General features: G+C 42.2%; 11 protein-coding genes. 3 read left to right on the plus strand and 8 right to left on the minus strand.

The annotated features are described in order from the left end of the window. Positions 1 to 11 precede the first annotated feature (11 nt). On the minus strand, positions 12 to 1286 hold the full coding sequence (locus tag AAEY88_RS08275; protein WP_350561313.1) for a hemolysin family protein: 1275 nt from the start codon (positions 1284 to 1286) through the stop codon (positions 12 to 14). A 199-nt stretch (positions 1287 to 1485) separates the two neighbouring features. Then, a complete protein-coding gene (locus AAEY88_RS08280) occupies positions 1486 to 3177 on the minus strand; it encodes an NAD+ synthase (protein WP_350561315.1) in 1692 nt (563 codons plus the stop codon). 668 nt (positions 3178 to 3845) lie between these two features. On the opposite strand from AAEY88_RS08280, the gene AAEY88_RS08285 reads away from it, so the two are divergent. From AAEY88_RS08285 to epmA, 3 genes are all read left to right on the plus strand, one after another. After that, complete coding sequence (locus AAEY88_RS08285; protein WP_350561575.1) at positions 3846 to 4994, plus strand: AI-2E family transporter; 1149 nt, start codon at positions 3846 to 3848, stop codon at positions 4992 to 4994. A gap of 343 nt (positions 4995 to 5337) precedes the next feature. After that, positions 5338 to 6453: a 4-phosphoerythronate dehydrogenase gene (locus tag AAEY88_RS08290; protein ID WP_350561576.1), complete on the plus strand. Its 1116-nt coding sequence runs from the start codon at positions 5338 to 5340 to the stop codon at positions 6451 to 6453. 68 nt (positions 6454 to 6521) lie between these two features. Continuing rightward, positions 6522 to 7550 (plus strand): EF-P lysine aminoacylase EpmA, encoded by a 1029-nt coding sequence (epmA, locus tag AAEY88_RS08295; RefSeq protein WP_407074440.1) that lies wholly within the window; start codon positions 6522 to 6524, stop codon positions 7548 to 7550. Between the two features lie 67 nt (positions 7551 to 7617). Here epmA and AAEY88_RS08300 read toward each other — a convergent pair whose 3' ends face one another. The 6 genes from AAEY88_RS08300 to AAEY88_RS08325 form a co-directional block, all read right to left on the minus strand. After that, positions 7618 to 8256 carry an NAD(P)H-binding protein gene (locus AAEY88_RS08300; protein WP_350561319.1) on the minus strand — a complete coding sequence of 213 codons (639 nt, stop codon included), beginning with the start codon at positions 8254 to 8256 and terminating at the stop codon, positions 7618 to 7620. Between the two features lie 344 nt (positions 8257 to 8600). Further along, a complete protein-coding gene (locus tag AAEY88_RS08305; protein WP_350561321.1) occupies positions 8601 to 9050 on the minus strand; it encodes a DUF188 domain-containing protein in 450 nt (149 codons plus the stop codon). Beyond that, a complete protein-coding gene (locus tag AAEY88_RS08310; protein ID WP_350561323.1) occupies positions 9050 to 10459 on the minus strand; it encodes a 5-(carboxyamino)imidazole ribonucleotide synthase in 1410 nt (469 codons plus the stop codon). The genes AAEY88_RS08305 and AAEY88_RS08310 overlap by 1 nt, the downstream gene beginning before the upstream one ends. Positions 10460 to 10660: 201 nt before the next feature. Then, positions 10661 to 11212, minus strand: a complete 552-nt coding sequence (purE, locus tag AAEY88_RS08315; RefSeq protein WP_350561325.1) for a 5-(carboxyamino)imidazole ribonucleotide mutase — start codon at positions 11210 to 11212, stop codon at positions 10661 to 10663. Positions 11213 to 11310: 98 nt separating this feature from the next. Beyond that, a complete protein-coding gene (locus AAEY88_RS08320; protein ID WP_350561327.1) occupies positions 11311 to 12267 on the minus strand; it encodes a metallophosphoesterase in 957 nt (318 codons plus the stop codon). Positions 12268 to 12282: 15 nt separating this feature from the next. Then, complete coding sequence (locus tag AAEY88_RS08325) at positions 12283 to 12891, minus strand: rhomboid family intramembrane serine protease (RefSeq protein WP_350561329.1); 609 nt, start codon at positions 12889 to 12891, stop codon at positions 12283 to 12285. Positions 12892 to 13132: the final 241 nt, after the last annotated feature.

A 13132-nucleotide genomic window follows, 5' to 3' on the forward strand; every position in this document is an offset into this window, starting at 1 on the left:
AAACCGTATTTTTAAACGACATGATCAAGCTTAGTTACCAGCAACTGGTTTATTCTAAGGTTATCGGTAGCCAAAATTTCAAAGTGATAGTTGGCATATTCAATGCTGTCCGTTTTCTTAGGAATCTTGCGCAGCATATACATCATAAAACCGCTGATGGTTTCATAGTTTTGGCTATGAGGTAGATTGACAATTCCTAATGAACGAATCACATCTTCAATCGGCGTCATACCATCAATTAGCCAAGAGTTATCAGTACGCTGGATAATAAGCTGCTCTTCCAGCGTCACCAGCTCGCCCATGACAATACTCATCACGTCTTTTAGGGTAATAACACCAACCACCAGCGCATATTCATTGACGATGACTGCAAAATCAGCGCCAGTTGATTTAAACATCTCTAACACCTCAAACAGTGACAAGGTATCAGGGATAAAAAGTGCAGGTTTTAAAAGCGTCTTATCCGTTAAGCAAACTTCTTGCTTCTCAAGTACCAAAGCTAAGAAACTGCGTGACTCAACATAACCAACGATATGTTCAAGATCATCATCGCTACAGACCAAAAATTTATTATGAGGTTGCTTAATCATTATCTTGACTATTTGTTCGGTGCTGGTTTTAGTATCAAAATAGACGATATGCTCACGTGGATTCATCACCGAGGTGACAGTACGCTCTTGCATTTCAAAGATATTTTCGATCAGATGATGCTCTTGGTGCTTAAGCACACCGGCTTCAGCGCCAGCATCCATTACCGCGTAAATATCCTCTGAAGTCATATCGTCTTTGCGTACTGTTGAGATGCCCGTTAGTTCAAACATTAAGTTCGCTGCACCATCAAACACCCAAATAATAGGCTTTAATATAAAGATTAAAAAGATCATCGGCCGTACTAATTTTACGGCAATAATCTCAGTGTTTGACATAGCGAGACGTCTTGGCATCAAATCAGCAAACAGTGAAAACACACTGGTGACTAGCACAAACGACACAATAGAAGCCAGCGCTTCATGGTTAAATAAACGCTCCAAATAGGGGCTGATTGCCGACTCACCAATCGCGCCCGCTGAGATTGCTACGGCGTTGAGAACTATTTGTACCACCGTGATAAAGCTGCCGGGATGTTCTTGCATATTGAGGACGACATGCGCGCGTACGTCCCCTTCTTTTGCCATAATTTGCAGCTTAACTTTGCGGGCGGCTGCGATCGCAATCTCGGCGCTAGAGACGAAAGCACTTAGCGCAATTAATAGAAGAAGAAAGACACTAGCGGTTAGCAAGCTCATGAAATACTCGAATAAAAACAGGTAGAATTAGGACGTAGTGAACATTTAGAATAATGAAGAAGAGTGCTATATACAGATAATAAAAAAGCTGAGCAAGCACCCAGCTAATTGTAAAATAAGTCGATTATTTTTTATGAAAGCTTAAACCAATCATACTTTCAAGCGTCTAATACGACAGAGATTAAGTGATAATAGGTATTTAACCTTTTATTGACCATTTATTCACTAATGGATAACGGCGTTCACGGCCAAAGGCTTTATGGCTAATTTTAGTACCAATTGGCGCTTGACGACGTTTATACTCACTATTATCAACCATTTTGATAGTTTTAGCGACCAAGTCAGCATCAAAGCCTTTATCAACAATATCTTCATAGCCCATGTCTTCATCGACATATAAGGTTAAGATACCATCCAATACGTCATAATCAGGCAAACTATCCTGATCTTTTTGGTCTGGACGTAATTCAGCTGATGGCGGACGTGTAATCACGCGCTCAGGGATGACAGGCGTGTCCTCAAGACGATTACGATAATTGGCTAAGTTATAAACTTGGGTTTTATAAACGTCTTTTAGCACATCAAAGCCGCCTGCCATATCACCATATAAGGTAGAGTAGCCTACGGCCAACTCTGACTTGTTACCTGTGGTAATGACCAAATGCCCAAACTTATTAGACAGTGCCATCAATATCACACCGCGGGCACGCGCTTGGATATTCTCTTCAGTGGTGTCTGCAGGCGATTTGTTAAATAAGGGAGCAAGCGTATGACGAATGCCTTCAACCGCATCAAAAATAGGACAAACGGTATAAGAGACGTTTAAGCGTCGTGCTTGTGACTGCGCATCTTCTAGGCTAATTTGTGAGGTATATTCATACGGCATCATAACCGCATAAACTTTATCAGCACCCAGTGCATCGACGGCGATACATAAGGTTAAGGCTGAATCTATACCACCTGACAAGCCAATAATTACCCCTGAGAACCCAGAATGATTGACATAGTCGCGCAGGCCAACTACCAAAGCTTGATACATCTCTGACTCACGGCTAAGGGTCATTGGTGCTTTAGCTTGGGTATCAAACTTGGCGGTATTGACATCCAAAGTCGCCATTAGAAGCTGATTTAAAAAGCGTGGCGCTTCATGAGCAATGTTGCCATCAGCTTGTACCACGATAGAACCACCGTCAAATACCAAGTCATCTTGACCGCCGACAGCATTAACATAAATAATAGGGAGATGGTGCTCACGGCTACGCTTAGTCAGCATCGCTTTACGAGTATGTTGTTTTTCCATCTCAAATGGTGATGCATTCAAACTGACAACCAAATCAGCACCTTGTTTTTTAAGATCAGTAATGGGGCCCTTTTCCCATAAATCTTCGCAAATAAGCAGACCAATGGTAATGCCTTTATAATCAAATAAAACTTGATTGCGACCTTTATCAAAGTAGCGGCGCTCATCAAAAACCCCATAATTAGGCAAGAACTGTTTATGATAAAAACCTTTTTGATGCCCGTTATGTAAAATAGCAGCAGAGTTAAAAGTACCATGATGATCGACATGCGGATAGCCGACAATCATTACAATATCGTCAACATCACTTAAAGTCGAAAGTGCGCTTTTGATGCGACCTGACAAGCTTGGGCGCAGCAGTAAATCTTGCGGTGGATAGCCCAGTAGCGCAAGCTCTGGGAAAACGATGACATCAGCGCCTTGGTCTCGAGCTTGTAGCGCTAGCGACCGCATTTTTTCGGCATTAGCGGTGATATCGCCAACCAAAAAATGAGACTGTGCCAAGGCAAAAGTAACTGTATTTAATGGTGTGGTAACGTTGCTAGCATCATTTGATGCGTTAAGATTTGGGTTATCAGTGTCTGTTGACATTGTTATTGTTCCTATCAATATATTATTTAAAATTTGGGGAGTTATTACGAATCCGAATTCCGAACTCGAATTATGGGCTCAAAAATAGGTGTAGGCGGTGATGTACCGCTTTAGCACCACGCCTAAAATATAAGGCGCAGCTCTAAAAATTAATATCTCAAAAGTAGTGCTTAAAAGTAGTTTGCAAAATATGCTGAGCGCTAAATTAATAAAAGTAGCGCAAAATAATAGCTTTAGTATAACATCAATTGTTGACCCTACAAAAACGCAGCGGTGTTTTGATGTTCTAAATAAATGGCTATCAGTATTAAGCCAAAGGCGGTTGGCTACTATAATTTCTCAGCGGTTAATAGACTGAATGATGAAGGCCTTTAAATAAAATTGTAAGTAAAAATTACAACATAGTATTATTTATTTGCGGTATCTTATTGCATAATGAGTTCAATAAGTATTGGTAGTTAGGTTTTTTTTTGCAAATGATTATTAACTGGCTTATCCCTAATAAAAAGACGTATTCGACGAACTATTTTCCTAGCGCGCTTATCATCGACACTGGTTGTCAATAGATACCGCTTGTGGATGTTATTCATAAGCCGATATCTGCGTATTCATACATTTTGCAGTAAAAGCGTGCTATGTTTTTGCTGTCAGTTCTTGGTTACTCCTTTATGATTGAAAACTGGACAAAAGAAGTTGTGATTCAGCGTCTGCTTGCCATTACGTTATTGGTAGCGCTGTTTATTCTATGCTTTCAAGTGGTACAGTTTTTTATCGTGCCTGCATTATGGGCGGCGATTTTGGCCTATGTGACCTTTCCTATCTATAACTTTTTCCATGAGAAAGCGAAGTTTGGTCCAAGTTTTAGTGCGGGTATCATGACCGTAAGCATCTCTTTAATGATGGGGGTGCCACTGGTCATTGGGCTATTTATCTTGCAGCAAGAAGCGCTCAGTCTTTATAGCAATTTAATATACCGCGTCAAAGTAGGCTATCTTGATGTTCCTGATTCTATGAAAGATCTACCTGTGATCGGTCAACAAATCAAGGATGCTTTATGGCAAATCAATAAAGACCCTAATGGCGCGCTTGAGGCCTTTCGCGCTTGGGTTCAGTCGCACCTGTATTATGGAAAAGTAGCGCTGGATGTGGTGTTTAGTAGTCTTGCTAAGTTAGGAATGGCGCTAATGACGTTGTTCTTCTTCTATCGCGATGGCACCAGTCTGGTACGGCAAATTCGTCAAGCACTACGCAATATTATCGGTAATCGTATCGATAGTTATATTGATTCAGTGGGCACGACTACGCGGGCAGTGGTTTATGGCATTGGCCTCACCGCGTTGGCGCAGGCATTACTGGCGGGGATTGGGTATTATTTCTCTGGTTCGCCAAGTCCTACCTTACTGACCATTGCGACCTTTATAGTGGCACTGATACCATTTGGGACACCATTTGCGTGGGGAGCGGTATCGATTTGGCTCCTAAGCCAAGGCCACACTGCCGAAGGTATCGGTTTGGCGCTTTGGGGCGTATTTGTCATCAGTTGGGTAGACAATCTCATTCGTCCTATTGTTATTAGCGGCGCCACTAAGATTCCATTTATTATTATTTTTATTGGTGTGCTTGGCGGCCTAACAGCGTTTGGCTTTATAGGCTTATTTATTGGTCCTGTAGTATTAGCGATTGGACTTGCGGTATGGCGTGAATGGATATCGCAGCATAAAAATGAGATTTTTGCGCCAAAAGAGGTGGTATTAACCGACAATCAGATGCTGTTAAAATTTGATGAGCAGGGTAAAGACGCTAAGAAAAAACTTTGACACTTGTATAAGAAATAGTATTGAGTAGTAATCTACTGTAGTTAATCCAATTTAGAAATGGCACAGTGCTACTGAGATAAGTTTTTTGCAGCCTCTGTCACGTTTGCGATCAGCACGCAAGAAAAAATCATACCAGTGGCACGCTAATACAACGTGCCTCTCTTTTATGTTGAATCGACTATATAAGGCATTGCATTACGGATTGTAGACTCAATCCAATCAAATCCCATTATCAAAAATTATATATTAATAAAGGTGCTGAACTATGCCTAACACCGATACCGCTATTAATACCAACCTCAGTACCAACATGAACATTAATGGTCTCAATACAGAGGCTACTATGCCTAATCGTCCTAAAGTACTCACTATTATTGCTGATAGTAATATAGCGAGCCTTGATGACTTTTTTAATGTGCGAACGTTGGGGCAAGGGACAGCACAGGCAGTTAATATCGTCACCGTAGCAGGGCGAGATATTAATGCACAGTTGCTGGCTGATACGCAGCCTGATGTGCTGCTTGTTCGCTCTGTAACATCCGTAGACGAAGCGTTATTGGCAAGTAATCAGAGTGTTAAGTTCGTCGGTTCGGCAACTATTGGTACCGATCATATTGATCAGGCATATTTAACGGCACGTCATATTACCTTTGCCAATGCCGCTGGCTGTAGTAAGCATTCGGTCGCCCAATATGTACTCACGGCTATCCTGACTCTACGTCTGCAGTTTTGGCAACAACCATTAACTTTAGGTATTATTGGGCTGGGTAATATCGGTAGCACGCTGGCACAATATGCTGCTGATTTAGGTTGGCAAGTGCTTGGTTATGACCCATTGTTGCCAGCATCACCATTTAATAATGCCAGTTTTGAGCAAGTCCTTAGTCAAAGCGCTGCTATAAGCTTGCATGTGCCACTAACTGAAAACAAAGACAGTGATCATCGTAACAGTAGTGCTTATCCTACACGACATTTGATAAATGCAGCTGCTCTAAACACGATGTTACCAGACACGTTATTGATTAATAGCGCACGTGGACCAGTGATCGATAACGCTGCATTAGAAGCTGATATTGACTGTACTGCTCGGCAAGTAGCACTTGATGTGTTTGAGCATGAGCCGCAGATATCTGAGCGGCTACTATCGAAGCTGGCTATCGCCACCCCGCATATCGCCGGTTATACCTTAGAAGGTAAGCTGCGCGGGACGCAAATGGTCTATGAAGCCTTATGTGAGCGATTTTTGGTCACCCCTGCGCAGTCCATGCATCAGCTACTACCGGTCAATATGTATTTATGGTCTGAGCTCAAGTCGCATCCGGATAGATTAACCAAGTTTTATGACATCATGCAAGATGATAAGCAGCTACGGGCAAAGAGCAAAGATGAGCAGGTTAGTGGAGCCGATTTTGACCAACTGCGCCGTGATTATCATTTGCGTCGTGAGTGGCAGTTTTAGACCCTCAATAGCAAATTTTAAAACTATGCTGTCAATAAACTATTAACAATCAATAGCAGTAGATAATGATGATTCCAGATAATAAAGAGACAGCGACATACGCACCAACGATGACGCTCGCAATGGCACATAAGCGGGCGCAAATGCTGGATGATATTCGGCAGTTTTTTACGGCACGTCAGATTTTAGAAGTACAAACACCACTGCTATCACAAGCTGGTAACACTGACACTTTTTTACAGTCAGTTGCCGCTCAGGTAGTTTATCAAGACAAGCCACGAACTTACTATCTGCATACTTCTCCTGAATTTGCGATGAAGCGTTTGCTAGCCAGTTGGCAAGTGGCAATTTATCAGATATGTCCGGTATTTCGTGATAATGAAATTGGGACTCGGCACAATATTGAATTTACGATGCTGGAATGGTATCAGCCGCATTATAGCTTGACAGATTTGGCAGATGAGCTGGGTAAGTTGTTAGAGATGCTTTATGGTCATTCAGTGATAATGAACCATTATCGTTATGTCGATGCCTTTATGGACTTTGTGGGTGTCCACCCCCTGACTGCTAGTATTGAAGTGCTACAAGCGGTTGTTAAAGATAAAAATTTGATAGGGTTTGATTTTTGCGTAGACGATAATAGCTCGAAGGATAAAGAAAACAATAATGAAGACAGTCGTCAAAGCTGGCTTGATTTGTTATTCAGTCATGCCGTTGAGCCGAATTTAGGTCATGATTCACCAACCTTGATTACAGAGTATCCTTCAGCGACTGCTGCCTTAGCAAAAACTGCCCTCGATAAGGATGGCAATAGGGTAGCTATGCGCTTTGAGCTTTATATTAACGGTGTTGAGATCGCTAACGCTTACGATGAGTTAGCAGACGGTCAAGCCTTGCGACAACGCTTTGAGCAGGATAACGTACTCCGTCGTCAATCTGGCCTGCCACCAATGCCTATTGATGAATATTTACTAGCAGCGTGCGATGAGTTGCCGCCTTGTAGCGGTATTGCTGTCGGTATAGATAGACTACTTATGGTCATTACTGGGGCAAAAAATCTACAAGAGGTTATCACTTTCCCCAGTGGACGGGCGTAACTAAATCCTATTCCTAATAAGTTTAGAAAGGACTGGATATACTAACGAACAGGTATAGCGTTAATAACTATAAATTAGCAATCGCCTCTTTAATTAGCGTATCACCATTCTGCATACTAAAAACTTTTTTGCTGGCGCTATTAGCGCTTAGCACTGCCGCTAAAGTCGCTGCCACATCAGGAATTGTATTTTCACCAGCATCAGAACTATTGACAGTGATTTTACCAGTGCCAGCGCGCTCTTTTAAGGCGCCGGCTTGAACGATAGTGTAATTAAGGGTGCTGTCATTAACCAGCCACTGATCGGCATAATGCTTGGCAATATAATATTCTTTTAAATTCGCAATCGCCGAACTCTGCCACTTTTTGGTATCTAATGAAAACACCGTGCTGAGCATGATATAACGCTGAATACCTTTATCCTGAGCGGCTTCCATGGTTTTGACCGCACCATGTAAATCCACTTCTAATAAATTTTTATTTCCAGAACCCGCGACAAAATAGATCGCTTCAATGTCATTATCCATTTGATTTTGAATAGCCTCTTTATCTGCTAACAAGTCTAAATCCAATTGCGAGTAATTATCTGCATCAAATAATTTTTTGTCCTGACGGGTAGTACCGATAACTTGATGGTTATCAGCGAGTAGCTTCTCAACCAAATCACTACCAACTCGACCACTTGCACCAATCACTAAAATTTTCATAATGTTTCCTATTATTATTAATGTTGTTATTTTTCTAAATATTTATCATTGCCCACTACATAAAGTTGATGATATAAAAACGAGTAATGACCAAAGCTGGATATAAAGTAACAAGAACAAAGCACGGACTTCGTTATGAAGCGTGCCAATTAGAGGGTGTTTGGTTACAGAATGTATAAGGTTTGCAAGGGTTAGTGAGCCAAATAAAAATCTGTTATAGCATCAGCCCTATTTAATGTACGCGCTTCGATGAGCTAGCTACAATTTGCACTGGTCTTCCTTGTGCCGAATTTATATTTGATTCACCATAAAAAATGGAGCGCGCAGCCTTTAATGCTCAATTATTAGCGCACAAGACGGTTAAGCCCATCGGCAAAGGCTTTTTTATCACGATCGCCATAAGGTTTTTGCCCGCTCATTTGCTGTAATTCCAGAACACCAGTGCCACGCATGGTATCCATAAAATCACGCATATTGAGCTTTTGCTTGATATTATTTTTGTCATAAGTGACACCGCGCGTGGTCAGCACCTTGCCACCTTTATCAAGAATATCATTGGCCAATGGAATATCACTGGTGATGGCCAAATCACCCGCTTGTATATGCTCGACAATATAATCATCGGCCTTATCAAATCCTTGAGGCACCACCGTCATCATTAGCCATAGTGAATTGCGTAGTTTAATCGGCTGATTGGCGACGAATATTGCCATTGTTTGGGTACGCTCTGCAGTTTTAATAATTAGATCTTTAGCAATCAGCGGTACTGCATCAGCATCAACCCAGATTTGCATTATTTTTTGACCTTATTATCGCTAGTGTTGTCCACCTTGGCCTCTATGTTGGCAGAACTTGCAAATAGGCTGTCGGCGTTGTTCTTTTTATCCGTAGCCGCAGCAGTACCAGTTTCATTATTGCTATCTTTGTTGATCTCGCTGGTTCCATGTTTAGTTTCGATATCTTGAGTATTCAGCTTATTTTGGTTTTTATCAGCCACTGCATATTTTTTATCTAGTCCAACCTTATTGGGCAATACTGCGACCAACTTAGCTAGGGCGAGCTCTAAATTAGCGACATCATTGGGCATTAAGGTAATATGCGCAATCTTACGATCCTCGCGCTCAGCCTTATGATAACTATGATAATGCGCGCCATCGATAGCCAGAACTGCGCTGATATCAGGATACTGTCCCAATACATTGACCATAATTGCCGGATGAACGTTGTCGGTATCGCCTAATGGCAAGCCCACTACCGCCCGGATATGGTTCTCAAATTGGCTGGTGATTGCCCCTTCAATGCTCCAATGCCCTGAGTTGTGGACACGCGGTGCAACCTCATTGGCGAGTAAGTAATCATTACCGCGCGCGTCTTTTGTAACGAACAATTCGAGCGCCATGACACCAACGTAATCGAGATGATTCATCAAGGTGGTCATCGCCTGTTGCGCCTGGGCAAATAAATGGCTAGTACCAATCGCTGGTGCTTGAGTTTTGGCCAAAACACCGTGGTGATGATGATTTTCAACCAAATCATAACAACGAATACTACCCTCTTGCGAGCGTGCAGCAATGATAGAGACTTCGCGGCTAAAGTTAATAAAACCCTCGGCAATCAAAGGTGCAGGTGTGGGTGTTAGGCTACCTTTACCACTGACCGCGTCTTTGAGATCTTGCCAAGCTGCTTTAATGTCACCGTCTTGCTTAATAATATATTGGCCTTTACCATCATAACCGCCGCGACTGGTTTTCAGAACGATAGGCAAACCTAAAGTGTCGCAAGCCTGTTGTAATTCAGCTTGTGAGTTGACTGCCATAAAAGGTACAGTCGCAATATCAAGCATATTGAACAGCTGCTTTTCTTTGAAACGGTCTTGAGCAATATCAAGGGCAATCGGCGGTGGAAACATGCCTTGTTTGTTGCCATTCGCTGATAATTTGGCCAGCTGTTCAACAGTTGCTGTTGGGGTGTTTTCGAACTCTAAAGTAAATACATCAGCGGCTGCAATAAAGTCGTCTAACTGTTCACTGCTATAAACATGTCCGTAGAGACTGGCAGGGCAATCAGCGTTATCTTCTAAAAATACGCAATGATAGCCTAGAGGTAAGGCGGCTTGGGCGAGCATCATACCAAGTTGACCACCACCTAAAATGCCGATGGTGCGAATGGTTTGAGTAATAGGGTAGGCGTTGGCTGTAGTCATGGCAGGCTCTTTGAGTTAGCAATGGGTTTAAAATAATCTTTTTAAAATAGGAAAAGGTGCATCGTATGCACCTTGTGTTTAGTAGAGCCTATCTTAAAATAAATATCAAGTAAAGAACGCTTATATTAAAACTATCTGAGCTTAAAGATTAGCTTAGAAGAAACGAATCTATATTTTTTTGTAAAATGGTTTTGATGGTATTTAAGTATTAATAATACCTGGGGTTGGGCTGGCAAGAATAGTTTCAGTTTGCGCTTTACGTAGGTTGTGTAGCTTAGTAGCAATCAAATTATCATGCAGCGCTAAGATTTGAATAGCAAGGAGTGCCGCGTTATAAGCACCCGCTGAGCCGATTGCCAAGGTCCCAACCGCAACGCCTTTAGGCATTTGTACAATAGACAATAAGCTGTCCCAACCGCTAAGCATGGAAGACTTTACAGGTACGCCTAAGACTGGCAATGGTGTCTGACTGGCACACATGCCTGGTAGATGTGCTGCACCGCCTGCACCTGCGATAATGACTTGCAGTCCGCTATCTTTTGCGCCTTTGGCATAGTCAAATAATCTATCAGGCGTACGGTGGGCCGATACTACTTCGCATTCAAAAGCAATATCAAAGTCTGTTAATAGTTGCGCAGCAGCCTTCATAGTTGCCCAATCGGACTGTGAGCCCATAATGATGCCAACTTTCGGCTGACCACTAGGAGAAGCGATATGATCGGGTTGGGCGACAGCGGCGGATGTGGTGCTCATGATGCAATATCCTCAAAAAGACCATCATACAAAAGTTTTGCCCTAGCCGTAAAGGCAAGTTTCATCGCTACTGTACAACAGGCTCTAATAATGAGCATCTAATCGTGCTGATATTGCACAAAATTAGCGGCATTAAGGGGTAACGACGCGGAAGTATTTAGCTGATAACAGGTCAAATAGCCACTATCGACAGCGGCTGAGTAATCGGTACAAATCACTTGAATACTGAGAGGCTCAGGATTTCCAGTCAGCCAATAATGACCGACAAATACTGGCTTATGAGTTTTTAAGGCAAAATCAATATTCTCAGCCATGGCATCTTTTGGAATTTGTGCCAGTCCTGAGCTAGGGGCGCGGGCAATTTGATGAATAGGGCGTGTGTTTAACTCATCAAGCCACCAACGCACGCGAACTTGTGACCGCTCAGTACCATCTTTATCAACCATTACTAATCCTTCAGGTAAGGCAGTTTCTACCCCTTTTAGTACGCGCTCTAATGCCTCAAAAGGTAGGGTGTGCTTTTGCGCCGTTATTTCAAGCGCATGTGTCGTTAAGCAGTGAGTAGCAGTGAGCAAAGGTTTGAGTACCGCCATACTGTCCACATCCCAGCAAGCATGGACAAAACAAGCGTATTCAGTCTCCAGCCATAAAGGAAGCTCATAAAAGCGCTTTAGCCAATATTGATGGGTCTCTGAGCCAAAAGGGATTTCTGCCAGAAACGCCTCATGTTGCCGCGTATGTACGTCATTGTGCGAGCGTAGATAGCGCTGAGGATGGCTGTTATTATGACCGGGATCAAGCGTGGCAAAAGCCAAGGCATTGTATTCATGATTGCCCATTACTGCATCAGCTACGTCCGCATCGAGCATCGCAAAAACCATCTCAAGGGTCGCTAACTGCTGCGATCCACGATCGATTAAATCGCCAATAAATAATGCGCGATGACCATCTGGTGGCATAAAATACTGACCGTTATGGACATAACCTAACTGCTCAAGTAAGCCGGTGAGCTTATCTGCATAACCATGAATATCACCAATAATATCTATAATCATAAGTGGGTATCTAATTTAAAAACTGGGCGAAAGTAAGGCGTTAATAAAGTGTGGTAATATCTGGGGCTCCAGTACAATAGTCGCGATCACCCCGAATGCCCCACCCCACATGTGCGCCATATGATTGATATTTGAGCCACCGCGCTTATCGGCATGAATACTATACGCCACATAAGCAACCGCAAATAGTATGGCGGGAATAGGAATAATCGCAAATAAATAAATCATATCCCAAGGTGCTAGTAATATAAAGGCGAATAATACTGCTGACACCCCGCCTGAGGCACCAAGACTTAAATAACTGGCGTTGTCTTTATGCTTAATATAGCTCGGTATCATGGCCACAATAATGGCTAGTATGTAAAAAGCGACGAAGCCATAGCCGCCCAAAAATGGATTATATAACCCTTCAATGGCGCGTCCAAAAAAGTACAAGGTAAACATATTAAATAGCAAATGCATACTATCGGCATGAATAAAGCCGTGAGTGACGAAGCGATACCATTGACCGTCTGTAATCGCTGGTGGATAAAAAATCAGCCGATTAAATAACGCCTTATTTTGCCACGCTAATAAACTAACGATAACGGTAACAATGATAATAAGAGTAGTGTGGTTAAACAAGGGGTAATCCTTAGGCCAAGCCTGATGTGTGACAATATCTAAAGTCTAAATATGACAGTTACTTAGTAGGGTAAAATGATAAATAAATGCCAATACGATAGATGATAAAGCAAAAGCTAAACACGTGACAAAACAATGGTTAAATAATCAATAATAATCAATAACTATAATATAACAGTCTATCAAGCCGTATTAGTAATGCTTCGTATATTGAGGGTAACTAATGCTTACCGTATTTATA

Origin of the sequence: Psychrobacter sp. CAL346-MNA-CIBAN-0220, assembly GCF_040309805.1 — a bacterium.
In the GTDB taxonomy this organism is placed as follows: Bacteria; Pseudomonadota; Gammaproteobacteria; order Pseudomonadales; family Moraxellaceae; genus Psychrobacter.

Coding starts and splice junctions, on each gene's coding strand:
- AAEY88_RS08320 (WP_350561327.1), bottom strand. CDS start 12,267: ATGATTATAGATATTATTGGTGATATTCATGGTTATGCAGATAAGCTC.
- AAEY88_RS08310 (WP_350561323.1), bottom strand. CDS start 10,459: ATGACTACAGCCAACGCCTACCCTATTACTCAAACCATTCGCACCATC.
- purE (WP_350561325.1), bottom strand. CDS start 11,212: ATGAGCACCACATCCGCCGCTGTCGCCCAACCCGATCATATCGCTTCT.
- epmA (WP_407074440.1), top strand. CDS start 6,522: ATGATTCCAGATAATAAAGAGACAGCGACATACGCACCAACGATGACG.
- AAEY88_RS08305 (WP_350561321.1), bottom strand. CDS start 9,050: ATGCAAATCTGGGTTGATGCTGATGCAGTACCGCTGATTGCTAAAGAT.
- AAEY88_RS08300 (WP_350561319.1), bottom strand. CDS start 8,256: ATGAAAATTTTAGTGATTGGTGCAAGTGGTCGAGTTGGTAGTGATTTG.
- AAEY88_RS08280 (WP_350561315.1), bottom strand. CDS start 3,177: ATGTCAACAGACACTGATAACCCAAATCTTAACGCATCAAATGATGCT.
- AAEY88_RS08290 (WP_350561576.1), top strand. CDS start 5,338: ATGCCTAATCGTCCTAAAGTACTCACTATTATTGCTGATAGTAATATA.
- AAEY88_RS08285 (WP_350561575.1), top strand. CDS start 3,846: ATGATTGAAAACTGGACAAAAGAAGTTGTGATTCAGCGTCTGCTTGCC.
- AAEY88_RS08275 (WP_350561313.1), bottom strand. CDS start 1,286: ATGAGCTTGCTAACCGCTAGTGTCTTTCTTCTTCTATTAATTGCGCTA.